The organism is Streptococcus parasanguinis, assembly GCF_009717775.1.
GTDB classification, from domain to species: domain Bacteria; phylum Bacillota; class Bacilli; order Lactobacillales; family Streptococcaceae; genus Streptococcus; species Streptococcus parasanguinis_AG.
This window is the reverse complement of sequence record NZ_WMZF01000001.1, coordinates 235,273-252,329: the sequence shown is the minus strand read 5'-3', so window position 1 is coordinate 252,329 and position 17,057 is coordinate 235,273. Positions and strand designations below refer to the sequence as shown.

Below are 17,057 nucleotides of genomic sequence, written 5' to 3'. Positions count from 1 at the left end.
ACTAGATACATCCCTCGTTTAACGTTATTGTACTGATATATTTAGACAGAGTTTTTATTATCTATCTCACAAAAAAGAATGAACCTGCCACTCCTTTCTGAAATCTATACCTCCACCTATTTCTCCAGTTTTATCACCTTATCATAGCGCTTCAAGTCCTCTTCACTATAGTGATGAATCACTTCTACAAGTGTTTGAGGGAGGGAGAAGAGAAGTTGACTGATTTTCTCTTGATTTTTAAAGTCCAGATTGGCTTTGACCTCATCAGCTAGGATAAATTGGCGATTGTGATAGAGAGCACGGGCAATTTCCAAGCGCTGCTTCTCACCGCCTGACAGAGTCTGGTTGCTAAGATTTTTGTTTTGAAGAGTTTTCAAACCAGTTTGCCGAAGGATTTCATCCATCCTTACAGTATCAAGTTCTTGTCCCAAAGCAATATTTTCCTCAAGGCTTAAACCATCAAAGATATGACTAGACTGGAGAATGTAGGCTCCTGCTTGATAGAGTTCATCCGAGGTTAGCTCTTGCCCATGGTAACGAATCTGACCATGACTAGGCTCAATTTCACCATAGATTAGGTTCAGTAAGGTTGTTTTTCCAGAACCACTTTCTCCGATAATGGCAATCTTTTCACCTTCCTCAATAGTAAGATCACAAGGGGCTAGGATTTTTTGACCATCACGCTCTACACTGACTTTCTCTAACTGGATAGGAAAGACGGAACCTTCGAGAACAGAAGGCATATCCAAGTCTACTCCCAACAATTTTTGATATTTATCACAGAGAGACTTGGCTGATTTTCTAGTATTGATAAAATAAGATAACTCCTGAAATTGATAGCCAATATTATACGATACGAGGTAAATTCCTACAAAGCTGGCTGCAGATAGGTAGTTATAATAGGTCATGAAACCACCAATGACAATGGGCGCAACAGAGCAAAAAGCATCAATTCCATTGATAAAGAGACTATTTATGGTCCGTTGCTTTTCATAGGCGATTTCTTCCTTTAGAGCCTTGTGCAAATCTTTAGAAAACAGTTTGTAAAACAAGCTTTGTCCCCGATAATACCGTATGGAACGAGCACCTGCGATCATATTGGTTGCTTGAGAGACATAGGCTTGATTAGCTAAGGACTTCTCCTTCGTAATTTTATCCAAACGTTTAGAGCCAATTCCACTACAAAGAACAGGTATCGAATAAAAAATGATAAAGAGCAAGCCAAGATAAAAATTAGTCCAAAGAGCATAACAGATAGAGACGGTTGTAAATCCCAAAGAAGAAATGATAATAACAGTCGGCTCAATAAAATTATCTTCTAGCTGTTTTACATCATTTTCCAAGTCTGACAAAACTTCTTCATCCGCTATCCGACGGCTATATAGAAAAGTCTGAAAGATAGCCTTCTTAATACCCGACTTGAAGTCTGTCAGCACTCGTGCATAGTAATAACGTTTCCCCGCCAAACCCAGCAAGAGAATCAAATTTCCAACAATCCCCCAAAACAAGACCTGCCATAGCAAATGCAACTGGTGATTGGTAAAACTAGAGACAATATACTGAATCAAAGCTGGTGTAATGATAGCCTCCAGCCAAGTAATCATAATCGCCACAAAATAGAAGAATAAGTGCTTCTTGGTTACATAAGATCTAAGCATAACGTATAAACCTCCTAAAGTTATTTACCAACTTAGATAGGCGTTTTTTATCTCTTTGCTGGGATACAAACACTTTAAAAATATTTCATTCAAAGATTTCTATGCTTTACCAGCAGAACTACAGATTCAACGTGGTGCTAGAAAGCATCTATATTATAGAACAAAAAGTGACTAGTTTAGCTTTGTTATTAGATTATTGAACGAATTCATCACTCTAAGAGAAGAGTTAAAAGCTGATTACGTCTACTCTAAAATATTATAACATAGAAAAATAAAAGGGTAAATGGAAATTAAACCCTAACAATTCCATCTATCAAACCAAGATACTAAACTTATACTCTTGCTCTAATATTTCCTATGTACACGAGAAAAGCCTTGACCTCAAGGCTTTTTACAATCCCTTTTATTACAAGTTTTTTACGCTTTTACCTACCGTTTCGTCGTACACTCCTTACTCTACGACAGCTATACCCCAGGGCACCTTCTCGCATGGGCGGACTCAAAAGGTTCAATGAACCTTTTGAGGATTAGCTACGTTTCACTAACAAACTCACACACTCTACGTGTGGTGCTAGTAAACTTCTATATTATAGAACGAAAATGATTAAGTTGTTGTTTAAAATTAAACTTTAGAATGAAACTATTTTATAGTTAGCATTTTTCAAACTTTATAGCTGATAATTGTCACTTAATAAATTTACTTGCTAACTTGTAAACTTTTTGAATCTCTTTACTCTTAACGTCCCAACTATCAAGTTCTTCTTTGATCAACTCTGGAAATTTTTTGCTAATATCCCTCAAAGCATTACCAACTGATTTTCTAACATATTCACTAGAATCTTCTTTTAATGTTGCGATTCGTTTAATAGCTTCATCTGGATTATCCTTGAAATATGGTCTACTCGTCCATATTCTCAAACCTTCTGTAACAGCTCTTCTAACATTTGGATTACTGTTTTGTAACCATTCGTCAATAACCGGAAGAGATTTTTCATAACCTGTTTGCTTACAAAATTCATCAAATGCTTTTGCTAATACTTCTTGAACTCTCCAATTTTCATCTTTTGAAACCCCATCCCTCATGAAGATCAAAATTTCTTCATACGATGACAAATGGCCAAAGAGAAATACACTATACATTCTAACTTGATATACATTGGATTTAAAAGCTAAAAATGCTAATTCTTTGGTATATGCATTATCGTTTGATTGATAGTCAGCAAGAGCTCTTTTCTCTTCTTCTTTAAAACCATTTTCTATTAAAGAGAATTCTTTTTCTAAATTTAAAATATATTCTTTCATGTAACTTGACCCCAAAACAACATTTCAAGTTTAAAGATAATTCTCGATAGGTATTAATAAAGAATTGAATTCGCTATAATATAAGCAAATAATCTTGACATTTTTTCAAATTGATATTTAAACTCTTTTATTATTAAGCCTTTTTCTCAATCAAGTACCAACTAGGAATGATTTGATTCAAATCATCATACCATTCTAAAATTTCCTTAGCTTGATGTTGCATTACTGATATTTCTTCAGCTCCGTATGGTACAGCCCATGGCAGAGAACCAACTAGGTTATTTAGAATATAGATAGCGAGAAGCTTCCAAAATAAATCCGGAACCTTATGATCAAAATATCCATCTATCATACCAGACGCAAAAGAGGGAGAGACTTGAGCAGACCATACAATACGATTGAATTCCTCCCAAGGATCTCCAATATCAAATCGATCAAAGTCAATGACATAAATTTTACGATCTTCACCAATCATGAAATTTCCGATATGAAAATCTCCATGTTGGAAAACCTGAGGTCTATCTTTTAACAATTCTCGATTTGCATTTAAAAAATCAATAAAGATCTGACCATTTTCATATTGAACGGGACATTCTTTGTATTTGGAGATTTTATCATCAATTTTTCGATTAAAAAAGACCTCCCAATCTTCACGAACTTCTGTAATAGGGAGTGAATGAATTTTTTGGAGGATTCTTCCTGCTTCTACTCCGTAAGTATATTGTTGTTCTTTCGAAACAGTTAAAATGGTTTCTCTTGCATCTTTCCCGTCTATCCATTCGTGTAAAGAGTGTACCTCGTCATCGTAGAGTTCTATGCTAATCGGTTTACACATCGGAATTCCAAGAGAAGCCACTTTCTCCATCATATCAAATTCAAATTTTTTAGAATCTAACTTCTCCTTATCAGAAACACGCAAGAAATATTTTTGCTGATTTTGATCTGTCACACAATATTTTTTATCATCTGACCAGCCTTTATTTATGGCTATCTTACTACTAAAATCCATCAAGCACTCTCCGATACATTTCACAACACTTTTTGCAGTTTTCACTAGTAACCTATCCAGTTCGAAAACACTTTAGTTACCTAGATCCAGATTTACATAATGAAAATTAGTCAATTTTCTCTATGATGTTTCCAAGTTTATCCAATACAAGACAGGAATGGTCATTTAGTGGAATTATGGGAACATCAACAAGTTCTTCAGCTCTATCCTTATTAGCTTTATCATTCCATGAATCATAATGGACACTAATTAAAAACTGACTAAAGACTCCTAATCCATTTTTTATCTTTATCTGATGATCTGAATGATCATTAGGTGAGACATAGACTTTTTCTCCTAATAATAGGGCTCCTGCAGAAAATCCCATAACTTTCGCACCTTTATTCAGCATACGATCGATATAATTTTTGAACTGCTGATTGACGTAAGTAGCTAAATACTTTTCCGTATTTCCACCACCGATGATGATGACATCAGCATCTAGATAGCTATCAAAATCAATCTGCTCAGTGTCCAAGAGTAAGTAATTAGTGGTTAGGTTAGGAAAATGGCTTTGGAAAACTTCCGTGTACTTTTTCATATACGGTTCCCAATTTTCTCGATAAACTGTAAAAATGACAATTCTTTCGATCTTCCTTGATGACACAATTTTATTAACAATCGTATGGTTCTTTATCGGCGGATTTCCACCCATCAAAAAAATTTGTGTTTCCATTTTTTCTTTGTCCTTTCTCAAAAACGAGGCAAAGATGGTACTCCAACTTTTAATCTGTCCATACAAGTTTTGCCGATAGCTCTCAGAAACTCTTCACATCTACCGAATTTCAGAACAAAAGCAGCTCCTTCTGATTTCATATCAGCCTCTCGTAATAGCCTGTCTTATATTTGCTTTTACCTATCTTTTTCCTTTCCTAGATTCTCTAGTTCCTCGATAGAATGACGATGCCTGTGCTTCTCTTCTGTTAGATAATGCTTGTGGACATGCGAATGCCTTACCGTATGCGTGTGGGTACTTCCGCCATGGCTATGCGTGAATGTATGCTGGTGTTCATGGTCATGTTGGCGAATAAACGTATCGACTACCACTAAAGCAGAACCAATGACCATCACGATCAAGGCGATCACATACATCCAGGATAAGGATTCACTTAAAAATACAAAAGCAAGGAGAGCTCCGATCAACGGATTGACAGCATAATAGGCACTAGTTTTAGCTGCTCCGAGAACATTCTGGGCTCTCACATACATGAAAATGCTGAGTCCGTAAGCCACAAAACCTAAAGCCAAGGCAATGGCGATATAGCCAAATCCTGGAAAGGACTCTTTTTTTATAAGGGAAATGACCAGAGCGCCAAGACCTGAGCATAGGCCTTTTAGCATGACAATTTGATAGGTGCTCTTTGATGATAGTTCTCTAGTGCAGTTATTTTCAAGTCCCCAGCAAACGGTAGCCATGATCACCAGCAAAGAACCATAAGAGAAATGAAAGCTGTCTGTTCCTTCAAACGACAGCAAGATGCTTGACAGGGTGATTAGCCCAATAGCTACCCATAATCTTTTGGTTACAGCTTCTTTGAAGAGAATCAAGGCAATGACTGTCGTCGCCACAATTTCAAAATTCCCGAGAAGCGATGCATTGGCAGAGGAACCATAGCTGATTCCAAGCATCAGAAAAATCGGTGCAGCAATATCGAGAACAATCATTCCGACAATATAGGGAAGTTCCGCTTTTGTCAGGCTCTCAGCTTTCTCCCTGTCCTTCTTATTAAAGAGTGACATCATCCCAATACCAATCCCAGCACCAAGATACAACAATGCTGCCATTGTAGTCGGGCCCACATGCTGCAAAAGAACCTTTGATATCGGTACATTTATGGCATAAAAAACAGCTGCCAGAAAGGCAAACATAATTGCTTTGAGCTTATTTTTCTCCATCAATTTTACTCCTCTATTTCATTATTTCTGGTCATGACCTCTATATCACAGCCCAGATCCAAACCAAAGTATCACTCCATCCAAACAGGAATTCGCCTAGAACTCAAAAGGTTTGGGGAGTTCAAATCTCCAGTGGAGCTTTGAAGCATCTCGCCTTGAAATGTCAAAGCGAGAGGTTTAGCTACGTTTTACCAACAAGCTCATACACTCGACATGCGCAGTCACCGAGAACATATTCACATGCTTTTTAACGATCGCATAAGGTTATCGTTAAATGGTATTACCTAGATAAACTGAGATTTTATTATTTCTTTTTCTTTGGTTTTGGTGCAGGTAACTCATCATACATTGAATTAAATAAGCCGGTTAAATATTCTTTGTTGTCAACATCATCTACCAATAGCATTTCCTTTGCACCTTCATACGGCAATTCGTATTCTACATTCGGCATATACGCAATTGCAGATTTGACAGGCTTCACTAAAAATCTATCATCATAAATTCCACCTATGATTTTCCCTCGATAATAAATTATATACTCACCCATCATTGCTCTATATGATATTTCTTCTAACTCGGACAATTGTTCTAAAATGAAATCTAAATATTCTTTACTTGAAGCCATTTTTGCTATCTCCCTTAATTACTAAAATTTCAATAGTCCATTTTCATCAAATTGAAAATTGGGTCCCCAAGAAACTTCCCAATAATATCCATCTAAATCCGAAAAATATGCGTGATATTCACCCCAGAAAAGTACCTGTGGCTCTTTTACAGTTTTTCCACCTGCTTTTCATTACTAATTCTATTACTAGCCAATATAGTATAAATTAAATGACCAATAAAATTGAAGATAAAATAACATAGCAGCCATTCCTACAACTTACTACTTTTCATATGATAATTTACAAATGTCTTTCCAGCCACTCGATCTTTTTAAAATCCTTATTGTTATTGTGATCATTTCGATAGGAGTCTTGAGAAGAAGCTTTGTAAATACTTAGATACTGCTCCAGACTTGGAAGACGAAAAGTGATGCCTTCAATGTGAATAAGCTCTATATCCGATTCCGAAACTCCTGCAAAATCAAGTAAGGAATCGATACTTCCAAATTCAACACTCACTCTATCCTTTTGGAATTCATGCTCATGAATATCTATTAAGACGTAGCCTAAGTCTTTCATCACTTTCATTATCTTGAACCAGTCATAAATTCTGAGATGATCAGGTGCTTCCCAACCTCTAGGGTCACCAGGTACATGAATGTCAATGTCAGACGGCCCCCAATTTTCTTTCGTTCTAAACTCCAATCCCAAAGAACCCATCAGTGTCGGTGTAATTCCGACTCGATTTAAATGGAAACAAATGGTTTTAAATTCTTCAAATAAGAGACTCATATTTACTCTAAACCTTTCATCTAAATGTTCGTTATTTCTACTTTATTACCTTGAACAAAATCATTTTCATTTTCTAGAGTATATCCAGTTATTTTAGATACAAAGTCTTTTCCTTCTTTTAAGGACCCAAATGCGACTAGATCTTTATAAGAAGGATTTTGATACAATTCCAACATATACATCTCTAGTCCTTCTGATTTTTGAACGATTATCCACATTTCACAAACAAGCTTACACATTCAGCTGTTCGGACTTACCGTATCGTTTCGTCGTATACTCCTTACTCTACGACAGTTATCCCATGGGCTGAACATCTACTTCTACTTCGCTGATGACTCAGCTCGTACAAGCAGTGATACCGCATCAACGTGATGCGTCTGTGGACTCAAAAGGTTCGGGGAACCTTTTGAGGATTAGTTGCGTTTCACTAACAAGCTTACACACTCGACGTGATGCGTCTGAGGAAAAAGATCCACCGGCTGGACTTTCTTCAATTCGTAGCCCAACTCTTGGTAGAGTTTGATATCACGCGCCATGGTTGCGACATTACAGGAGATATAGGCGATACGGTCAGCTCCTGTTTGGGCGCTTGCTTTGATAAAGCTTTCGGTCAAGCCCTTGCGTGGTGGGTCAACTAGGATGGCGGTTGGTTGGATGCCTTCCTTGAGCCAATTCTTCATAGCATTTTCAGCTGTGTCACAGACATAGTGGGCATTGGTGATACCGTTTAAGCTAGCATTCTTCTGGCTATTTTCTACTGCTTCTGGGATAACTTCCACTCCGTAGACTTCCTTGACATGTTTAGCGACTGATAAGCCAATAGTTCCGATTCCTGAATAGGCATCGATCACCACATCATCTTCTTTTAAGTCCGCAAAGTCAATGGCTGTTTGATAGAGCTTCTCTGCCATTTCGGTATTGACCTGGTAAAAGGCTGGTCCAGAGATTTGGAAATCATTGCCCAACATTTGGTCGGTAATATAGTCTTGACCGTAGAGAGTACGCCATTCTTTCCCGAAAATCGCATTGGTATTTTGGTCATTGATATTTTGCATTACTGATATGATTTTTGGGAACTGCTTGATGACTTGTTCAATCAACTGTTCAACTCGGAAAATTTTAGGACGAGTTGTCACCAAAATAACCATAATCTGACCTGAATGATGGCCACGACGTACAACAAGGTTACGAATCAGACCAGACTGTTCCTTCTCATCATAGGGTTTTAAGTCATAACGATGAAGTAAATCTCGTAAAGCAAGAATAACTTGGTCTATCACTGGATCTTGAATATAAAAATCTTCAAGCGGCATAAGATCATGAGAATTCTTACGGAAGAAACCAGTCTCTAGAACACCATTAACACGACGAACAGGAACTTGGGCTTTGTTGCGGTATTGGACAGGATGGTCCATCCCCAAGGTCAGGGGGACTCCGAAATCAGAGATTCCCGCCATCTTGTAGAGGCTATCCTTGACCTGTTTGGCCTTGAATTTCAGCTGCTCCGGATAAGCCAGGTGCCCCAAGTCGGCAATGCCACTTCGCAAGTATGCCAGGTCTAGCTCTTCATTGCGGTGAGGGGATTTCTCTATATACTCTTCAACTTTTCCGTAGCCGATCTTCTTATTGACCTTGAGCACGCGCATGCGGATGACTTCTCCTGGCAGGGCATTCTCCACAAAAAAGACCAGGCCATCGACCTTAGCCACTCCTGCTCCTTCGTGGGTCAAATCGACAATCTCAACGGTTACAATTTCATTTTTCTTTAACATCGTTTTCTATCTTTCTACAAATTAAAAGGGGTGGAGTTCAAAACTCCTATCCCCTTATTATATCATCTCAGTCCCATTTGGTACAATTTCTTTTTGTAAGCATCGAAATCGACCAGCAAGCCTTGGCCACCGTACATATCGTAGGCATCGACCCAATCCCCATTTTCTGGGATGGTCACTCGTTCAATTCCTTTTCCAGCACTTCCGACTAGTCCAAGTCCATTGGTCAATAGGAAGGAGAAAGGAACATTGGTAGACGTCATGGCAAAGACTTTCCCAAGGGCTTCAGATCCCGTAAAGAGTTTGGTTGGATCCTTGATCTGATGCATGATAGCGGACATGACCTCTTGTTGGCGACGGGTCCGACCAAAGTCTCCTTCATCATCCTTGCGGAAACGTGAGTAATTGAGAAGGGTCCGGCCATCCATCCGTTGTTTTCCAACCTTGATGGTTTGCTGCGGAACGACACCGTCTTTCATGTTCAAATCATCTGGTACTTCTACTTCACTGACCTTTTCGCCATCAACCGTTGAAAATTGCGCATTCATCTCGACCCCGTTTGGGAAGAGCGTATCGATCGCTGTCGCAAAGGTCTTGAAATCGACCATGGCATAATATTGGATGTCAATGTCAAAGTTGTCTTTGAGCATCTGACGCACCAATTCAGCCCCTTGGTTGTTATTTTGCTCCCCGATGGTGAAGGCCGTATTGAGCTTCTGGTCGTAGTAGCCATCATATTCAGGAATATTTTGCTGGCTGACACCATCGATATGGACCAGTGTATCCCGCATGAAGCTGACCATCTTGATCTTACCTTCTTTGTTATTGACATTAACTACCATGATGGAGTCTGTCCGTGTCTCATCCGATTTCTCACCGATCCGACCATCTGTCCCCAAGATCAGGATATTGACTCCATCTCGCGACTTCTTGCCGTTAAATTTCTCAACGACAGCTGGTTTGGCATCTGGACCTGTCGGCTTACTGTTGAGGCCTTTCACAAACATGAAGACCATGCCACCGATAATGAGCAAGAAAAAGAGAGCAATCCACTTGAGGATCCGCTTGACGCGGATCTTTTTCCGTGGTTTCTTAGGTATATCGCTCGTCGCAGCAACTGCTTTCTTCTTAGACTTTTTGCTACGTGATTGGTAAACAGGGAGATCCCCAATTGGTTCAGCAATCTCACCTTGCACTTCTTCTGTAGCATCTACCTCAGGTTGAAGGGCTTCTGCTTCCTCATAAGCTCCTTGGCTCTTCTTGAGCAGGTAATTGTATTCTAGTTGTTCTCGTTCATTCAAATAATGAAAATTTGAGTATAAGTACTCTAATCGCTTTCGCTCATGGTGAGATAGAAAGTTGGATTCGTTACTCATCTTTTCTCCATTCCGTTATCTTTTAAGGTATAGACCTGATACTGACCTAAAACTTTTGTCTGAATGCCCAAACTGTCTAATTCTTGATAGGCAAATTGCAGAAGGTCAGGCGCTTCATTTAGGAGGTCAATAATGAAAAAGTATTCTCCTAAAGCTGTTTTTAAGGGACGACTTTCAATCTTGGTTAAATTGATCCCCCGCCAAGCAAAGGTGGACAAGCCTTTATAGAGGGCTCCTGCCAAGTTACTTGGTAAGGTCAAGGCCAAGCTAACTTTTTGAAGGGAGGAACTTAAAGTTTCTGAGATCGCTGGCTCTGTTGCCCCTAAAATCCAAAAACGTGTATAATTGTCCTCGATTTCTTGAATATCTTTGGCCTGGACTTCCAAGCCATACTCACTGGCTGCTGCCAGAGGGGCAATCGCTGCAATTTCCAAGTCTGGATGCTCTGCCACATAGCGAGCCGCATAGGCTGTTGAAGCCGTCATTTCCATAGCCGCATCTGGATAATGGGCCCTTAGAAAAGCCTTCCCTTGGGCCAAGGCCTGTGGATGCGAATAGACCGTTCGAATGGGGCGGTCTTTTTTAGCCACCAAGAGCTGTTGCTTGATGGGATAGACCACTTCTGCAACGGCCTGGATGGTCCCTTGATGAAAGAGGTAATCAATGGTCTCATGGACACTGCCTTCAATCGAGTTCTCAACTGGGACGACTGCAAAATCGATCTCTTGATTCTCATAAGCTTTGATGACATCTGTGATCGTCCGATAGGCAATGCGTTCAGAAGTTGGAAAGCTATGAGTGGCCACATCATGGGTAAAAGATCCCTTGGGACCAAGATAGCCTACAAGCATCGAATGATCTCCGCAATTTCTTCAGGTGTTTTGTCCTCAACATCCACAATATGGGTAGCAATATCCTCATACAAAGGCAAACGTCCATCAAAAATCTTCTTAAATTCTTCTTTGGTGTTGTTTAAAAAGAGGGGACGTTGCATGGCTTTGTCATTTTGAATCCGGCTGTACAAGGTTTCAAAATCTACCCGCAGATAAATGTTGTGAGGATTTTTTTCCAAGAGTGCACGGTTATGAGGATTGACCACAATCCCGCCTCCAGGAGAAATAATAGCCGCTTCATTTTCCAATAAACGCTCCAGCATTTCAGCCTCGCGACGACGAAAGGCTGCTTCTCCTTCCACTGCGAAATAGTCATTGATCGACATACCGATCTCTTCAACAATTAATTCATCCATATCATGGAACTTTGGATCAAGAATGCGACCAACGGTCGTTTTACCTGTTCCCATAAAACCAAGTAAAATTTTAGCCATGCAGTAAGGTCTCCAAATCTTCAAAAAAACTAGGGTAACTGGTGTTAATGGCCTCTGCCCGATCCAGCATCACATTTCCTTCACTCACTAATAAGGCAGCAATGGCAGCCATCATCCCAATCCGGTGATCTCCAAAGGTCTCTATGTCTGCTCCATGTAGGGGAGTCGGTCCAGTGATGATCATGCCGTCTTCCGTCGGCACGACAGTGGCTCCCATAGCATTGAGGCTATCTGCCACGACCTGGATGCGGTCCGTTTCTTTCACACGAAGCTCCTCAGCATCCGCAATCACGGTTTGACCATTTGCTTGTGTCGCTAGTAAGGCAATAATCGGCAATTCATCAATCAAGCGTGGAATCAACTCCCCATCAATCCGAATCCCTTTTAAGGACGAAGTCTTAACAGTGAGACTTGCAGAGACCGCTTTTTCATCGCGATCCTCCATGGTGAGATCTCCCCCCATTTCTTGAATCACTTCGAGAATCCCTGTCCGCGTTTGGTTGATGCCAACATTTTCAATCTTGATCACACTCTCTGGCAAAATGAGGCCAGCCACTAACCAAAAGGCTGCACTGGAAATATCTCCAGGAACGATGACTTCTTGACCTTGGAACTCTTGTCCACCTTGGATGCGGATGATTTTTCCATCCACTTGGATCTCTCCACCAAATTGGCGAATCATATCCTCCGTATGGTCACGCGTCTTTTCCTTCTCGATAATCGTCGATTCACCCTCAGCCTGTAAAGCCGCAAAAATGAGGGCAGACTTGACTTGGGCCGATGCCACTGGCAAACGGTAATGAATCGGTTGGAGCTGATGGGTTCCTTTTTCATGTAAAGGTGGGCAATTGCGCTCTCCCTGACCAGCAATCTCTACTCCCATCTGACGCAGTGGGATTGCGACACGATCCATGGGCCGTTTGGAAAGACTGTCGTCTCCGACCATGGTCACTGCAAAATCCTGACCTGCTAGTACACCTGAGATCAAACGAATAGAAGTTCCTGAATTGCCCATATCAAGGGGAGATGTCGGGGCTTGCAGACCTTGAAAGCCTACTCCTTGAATCCGAATCACATCCCCATCATCTTGGATAGAAACTCCCAAGTCTCGAAACACCTGGATGGTAGAAAGCACATCTTCGCCTCGCAAGATATCATAGACCTTTGTTTCGCCCTTTGCAAGACTTCCAAAAATAATGGATCGGTGACTGATGGATTTGTCACCAGGGACACGAATGGTTCCCTTTAGACCCTTGCTATTGGTTCTTAATTTCATTGCCATCTCCAGAGTGCTTTTCCACATATTCTATCATAAATAGGACATGAATTCAATTTTTGATCAAAAATTTGGAACAAAAAACGAATGTTTCTAAGCATTTTTTGAGCTTGTTTTCCTCTAGTGGCGAACGAAAATACCAGAGTCGAAATGACAACTCTGGTAGAAATTTCTACTTGTATAAATCTTGAATCGGCTCAAAGATGATCTTTTCAAGATCTGCAAGATAAATAGACAATTGCTGTTGTTTAGTGAAAAATTCATTCACAATCGGACTTGCTTGGATTTTTTCCATATAGTCCTTCATTTCTTGTTGCACAGCTTCTGTTGGAAGTTGACCGGATTGCATCAAGCCTTGCAGTTGATTTTGGAAAGCGACGTATTCGTCAAACAGCGTTTTCGCTTCTGGATTTGCTTCGATTGCTTGCTTGCTTTCTACGACAGCCTTATATTCAGGAAGGTCTCGTAGGGTCCGTGAGAGTTCGTTTGCTACATCATAAATATTTGCCATTTTCTAGGCTCCTTTACTGATAAGATACTTCTATTATACTGCTTTTCCTTCAATATTCCTAAAATGAAGCAGGCCTTTTGATGCAAATCCTTCTGTAGAACTAGCGAGCAAGGACGGTATAAGACGTCGCCTGGCTGATCAATTTTTGAGCCCGCTCCTGATCCTCTGCATTTTTAAAGGTCAGCTGCAAAATCCCGTGGATATCTTCCCGATTCTCTTCATTGATGTGAATATTAACCAAGGAAATCCCTTGTAGGAGTTGTAAGATTTCGAGGATCACACCTTCCTGATCGGGGACATCGATAAAGAGATCATAGGCACTATCACGTCCAGCACGCTGATGGATCTGCATTTCTTTTCGGTGCTTGCGCCCTTCTTGGAAAAAGGACCAAATAGCCTCTTCGTTATCTGTTTGAATGGTCTCAGCCACTTGATCCAAACGCTCTTTGAAATCTGCAATCCGCTCTAATATAGCTTGAGGGTTGGACAAGAGAATAGAAGTCCACATGCCTGGCTCACTTTCCGCAATCCGTGTCATATCCCGAAAGCCACCAGCCGCAAAACGGCGAGTCATTTCATGCTCTTCCCCATAAGCTACGGCCTGCTCGACTAGAGTCGAGGCTAAAATATGAGGAAAATGACTGATCTGGGAAGTCACCCGATCATGTTCCTCGGCATTGATTTCAATAAAGCGGGATCCCAATCTACTCAGAAGCTCTTTCAACTCTTCCATGGCACCTCCTGTCGTCAAGCTGGAAGGAGTGAAAATATAATAGGCATTTTCAAATAAGGTTGCATCTGCTGCTGCAGCACCTGTCTTATGACTACCAGCCATGGGGTGTCCTCCCACAAAGCGTACATCCTTATCTGTAAACACTTTTTCAGCTTGTGCGACAATTTCTGCCTTGGTAGAGCCTGCATCAGTCACCAGTACCTGGTCTTTCAAATTCAGGCCAGCTAAGGTTTCTAAGTAAGACTTGGTTTGCTTGATGGGAAGGGCCAAAATAATGATATCCGCTAAAGGGGCAAAGGATGCGAAATCATCCGTCACTTGATCCACCATTCCTCTTTCAAGGGCGATGGTTCTAGAGGCTTCACTCCGATTGTAGCCAAGAATGGTCACATTTGGGTGGGCCCTTTTAATCCCTAGCGCGAGGGATGCGCCAATCAAGCCCAAGCCTGCAATATATACAACTTTCTTCTCCAAAGGAAAACTCTTTCTCTTAAAAATTCTTAGTAAATTCCCGGTGCTTGGCAACGGCTTCTTTCAATTCTTCCAAGTTATCGGATGAGAATTTTTCAAGCACTTCTTTAGCAAGGACTGTTGCGACCACTGCTTCCATTACCACACCTGCAGCTGGTAGAGCCGTTGGATCGCTGCGCTCAACTGTTGCCTTATAAGGCTCATGGGTTTCAATATCCACACTCATCAAAGGTTTGTAGAGGGTCGGAATAGGCTTCATGACGCCACGAACCAGAATGGGCTCACCGTTGGTCATGCCCCCTTCAAAACCACCAAGATTATTGGTGCGACGGGTATAGCCAGTGTCCTGAGACCAGATGATTTCATCCATGACTTGACTCCCTTTTAGGCGACCTGCTTCAAAACCAAGACCAAACTCCACTCCCTTAAAGGCATTGATAGAGACCACCCCTTGAGCGATTTTAGCGTCCAATTTCTTGTCCCATTGCACATAGGATCCTAGTCCAACAGGCACACCACCAACCAAGGTTTCCATAATTCCCCCGATGGTATCACCATCTTTTTTCACTTGGTCAATGTAAGCCTTAACGGCTTCTTCTTGTTCTGGCACAACAATCGAAACTTCCGACTTCGCTGCCTTTTCCTTGATTTCTGAAACGGTTAGATTCTCGGGAATTGCAATCTCGATTCCCCCAAAATTCACAATGTGGCTGGCCACTTCAACGCCAATCTCTTCTAAAATCCGTTTAGCAACCGCACCAACGGCTACACGCATGGTCGTCTCACGGGCAGAAGAACGCTCTAAGGAATTACGAAGATCGTCAAAACGGTATTTCATCCCTCCGACTAGATCGGCATGACCAGGACGTGGCTTGGTGATCTTACGCAGATTTTTCTTTTTCTCTTCGACCGGTGCTACATTCATGATCTCCAGCCATTTTTGGTGATCCAGATTGGTCACGTTCAGCGTAATCGGACCTCCCATGGTCAAGCCATGACGGACCCCTGAAGTGATCTCGACACGGTCACTCTCGATTTTCATCCGAGCACCACGACCATAGCCACCTTGTCGACGTTTGAGCTCTTTATTAATATCCTCTTCAGATAAAGGAAGGCCTGCCGGAACCCCCTCGATGATGGCTGTCAGTCGAGGCCCATGGGACTCTCCTGCTGTTAAATATCTCATACGACCTTATTCCTTTCTTTCTAAAAAGTCCTTCATTTCTTGAAGAGGGATTTGATGAATCGCTGCTTGCCCCAACTCTGGAACAATGACTAATTTCAAGTTCGTCCCACGCGCCTTTTTGTCATGGGTCAAGACTTGATAAAGGGCTTCTTTATCCCAGTTCTCATAGGTCACAGGAAGGCCAAATTTCCGGCACATTTCTTCGATTTTTTGAGTAATTCCCTTTGGCATCAAGCCCTTTTCTTCTGCAACTCGGGACAGCTGCACCATACCCATACTGACAGCTTCTCCATGCATAACCTGCCCATAACCAGCTGTCGCTTCAATGGCATGCCCAATGGTATGACCAAAATTAAGATACAGTCGAATGCCATTGTCCAGCTCATCTGCCACAACATGGTCTCGCTTGACCAGGCAAGAATGAGAAATGATGCTCTCTGCATGCTCTAAAATACTCTGGACAGAACCCTCCATGGCTTCCAATTCTTCCCAAAGTTCAGTATCTTGGATGAGACCGTACTTGATGACTTCGCCCATCCCCTCGATCAATTCACGTTGCCCCAAGGTGCTCAACACTTCAGGATCAATAAACACACCATCTGGTTGGGCAAAAGTTCCTACCATGTTTTTAGCAAGTGCTGTGTTGACTCCCGTCTTTCCCCCGATAGAAGAATCCACCTGTGCGGTCAAGCTAGTCGGGATCTGAACAAAGGAAATTCCCCGCATATAGGTCGAGGCAGCAAAACCAGCCAAATCACCAACTACGCCACCCCCAAGAGCAACGATTCCATCACTGCGCGTCATGCCCTGGGTAGCTAGAAAGTCATAGACTTTTGAAACAGTGGTTAGATTCTTACTGGCTTCCCCTTGAAGAAACTCAAAGCGCACCACTTGAAAACCAGCTTTCTCAAGGCTCTTCTCTACGATAGAGGCATATAGCTTAGCCACGCGGTTATCGGAAATGATAGCGACTTTTTTATCGCCCCAAAGAGTGCGCAACCAATCTCCAACCTGGTTGAGACCACCTCTTTCAATCACAATATCATAGGAATGTCCTGGAATAGGTACCGATACGTTCATAGGAATCTCCTTCACGTTTTTCTT

General features: G+C 41.4%; 17 protein-coding genes and 1 pseudogene. All 18 read right to left on the bottom strand.

From position 1 onward, the window contains the following. Window positions 1-116: 116 nt before the first annotated feature. Window positions 117-1,658, bottom strand: coding sequence for a streptosactin export ABC transporter GggC (gggC, locus tag GMC92_RS01200; RefSeq protein WP_070589195.1), 1,542 nt, complete (start codon window positions 1,656-1,658; stop codon window positions 117-119). 684 nt (window positions 1,659-2,342) lie between these two features. Continuing rightward, window positions 2,343-2,960: a HEAT repeat domain-containing protein gene (locus GMC92_RS01195; RefSeq protein ID WP_155199487.1), complete on the bottom strand. Its 618-nt coding sequence runs from the start codon at window positions 2,958-2,960 to the stop codon at window positions 2,343-2,345. Window positions 2,961-3,093: 133 nt separating this feature from the next. Next, the gene (locus tag GMC92_RS01190) at window positions 3,094-3,969 is read right to left on the bottom strand and encodes an aminoglycoside phosphotransferase family protein (RefSeq protein ID WP_155199817.1); all 876 of its coding nucleotides are present in this window, start codon (window positions 3,967-3,969) and stop codon (window positions 3,094-3,096) included. Between the two features lie 106 nt (window positions 3,970-4,075). Beyond that, entirely contained in the window at window positions 4,076-4,684 is a 609-nt protein-coding gene (locus tag GMC92_RS01185; RefSeq protein WP_155199486.1) for a Type 1 glutamine amidotransferase-like domain-containing protein, read from the bottom strand. Window positions 4,685-4,860: 176 nt separating this feature from the next. Further along, on the bottom strand, window positions 4,861-5,904 hold the full coding sequence (locus tag GMC92_RS01180) for a DMT family transporter (RefSeq protein WP_021153052.1): 1,044 nt from the start codon (window positions 5,902-5,904) through the stop codon (window positions 4,861-4,863). A 304-nt stretch (window positions 5,905-6,208) separates the two neighbouring features. Next, on the bottom strand, window positions 6,209-6,529 hold the full coding sequence (locus tag GMC92_RS01175) for a TfoX/Sxy family protein (protein ID WP_003003487.1): 321 nt from the start codon (window positions 6,527-6,529) through the stop codon (window positions 6,209-6,211). Between the two features lie 21 nt (window positions 6,530-6,550). After that, window positions 6,551-6,691: pseudogene (locus GMC92_RS10950) on the bottom strand (VOC family protein); the annotation flags it as partial. 118 nt (window positions 6,692-6,809) lie between these two features. Next, on the bottom strand, window positions 6,810-7,301 hold the full coding sequence (locus GMC92_RS01165; protein WP_042766118.1) for a phosphoribosylanthranilate isomerase: 492 nt from the start codon (window positions 7,299-7,301) through the stop codon (window positions 6,810-6,812). Window positions 7,302-7,321: 20 nt separating this feature from the next. Continuing rightward, a complete protein-coding gene (locus GMC92_RS10715) occupies window positions 7,322-7,477 on the bottom strand; it encodes a hypothetical protein (protein WP_173019390.1) in 156 nt (51 codons plus the stop codon). A 237-nt stretch (window positions 7,478-7,714) separates the two neighbouring features. Continuing rightward, entirely contained in the window at window positions 7,715-9,073 is a 1,359-nt protein-coding gene (rlmD, locus tag GMC92_RS01160) for a 23S rRNA (uracil(1939)-C(5))-methyltransferase RlmD (protein WP_155199485.1), read from the bottom strand. Window positions 9,074-9,135: 62 nt separating this feature from the next. After that, a complete protein-coding gene (locus tag GMC92_RS01155; protein ID WP_155199484.1) occupies window positions 9,136-10,449 on the bottom strand; it encodes an LCP family protein in 1,314 nt (437 codons plus the stop codon). Then, window positions 10,446-11,300 carry a prephenate dehydratase gene (gene pheA / locus GMC92_RS01150; protein ID WP_155199483.1) on the bottom strand — a complete coding sequence of 285 codons (855 nt, stop codon included), beginning with the start codon at window positions 11,298-11,300 and terminating at the stop codon, window positions 10,446-10,448. The genes GMC92_RS01155 and pheA overlap by 4 nt, the downstream gene beginning before the upstream one ends. Continuing rightward, window positions 11,291-11,776 carry a shikimate kinase gene (locus GMC92_RS01145; protein WP_070673935.1) on the bottom strand — a complete coding sequence of 162 codons (486 nt, stop codon included), beginning with the start codon at window positions 11,774-11,776 and terminating at the stop codon, window positions 11,291-11,293. Before GMC92_RS01145 ends, pheA begins: the two co-directional genes overlap by 10 nt. Further along, entirely contained in the window at window positions 11,769-13,052 is a 1,284-nt protein-coding gene (aroA, locus tag GMC92_RS01140; RefSeq protein ID WP_155199482.1) for a 3-phosphoshikimate 1-carboxyvinyltransferase, read from the bottom strand. The genes GMC92_RS01145 and aroA overlap by 8 nt, the downstream gene beginning before the upstream one ends. A gap of 172 nt (window positions 13,053-13,224) precedes the next feature. Then, on the bottom strand, window positions 13,225-13,563 hold the full coding sequence (locus tag GMC92_RS01135; protein WP_003014453.1) for a YlbF/YmcA family competence regulator: 339 nt from the start codon (window positions 13,561-13,563) through the stop codon (window positions 13,225-13,227). A 100-nt stretch (window positions 13,564-13,663) separates the two neighbouring features. Then, on the bottom strand, window positions 13,664-14,770 hold the full coding sequence (locus GMC92_RS01130) for a prephenate dehydrogenase (RefSeq protein ID WP_155199481.1): 1,107 nt from the start codon (window positions 14,768-14,770) through the stop codon (window positions 13,664-13,666). Window positions 14,771-14,786: 16 nt separating this feature from the next. Continuing rightward, window positions 14,787-15,953, bottom strand: a complete 1,167-nt coding sequence (gene aroC, locus GMC92_RS01125; RefSeq protein WP_155199480.1) for a chorismate synthase — start codon at window positions 15,951-15,953, stop codon at window positions 14,787-14,789. A gap of 6 nt (window positions 15,954-15,959) precedes the next feature. Continuing rightward, window positions 15,960-17,033 carry a 3-dehydroquinate synthase gene (gene aroB / locus GMC92_RS01120; protein WP_155199479.1) on the bottom strand — a complete coding sequence of 358 codons (1,074 nt, stop codon included), beginning with the start codon at window positions 17,031-17,033 and terminating at the stop codon, window positions 15,960-15,962. Window positions 17,034-17,057 lie beyond the last annotated feature (24 nt).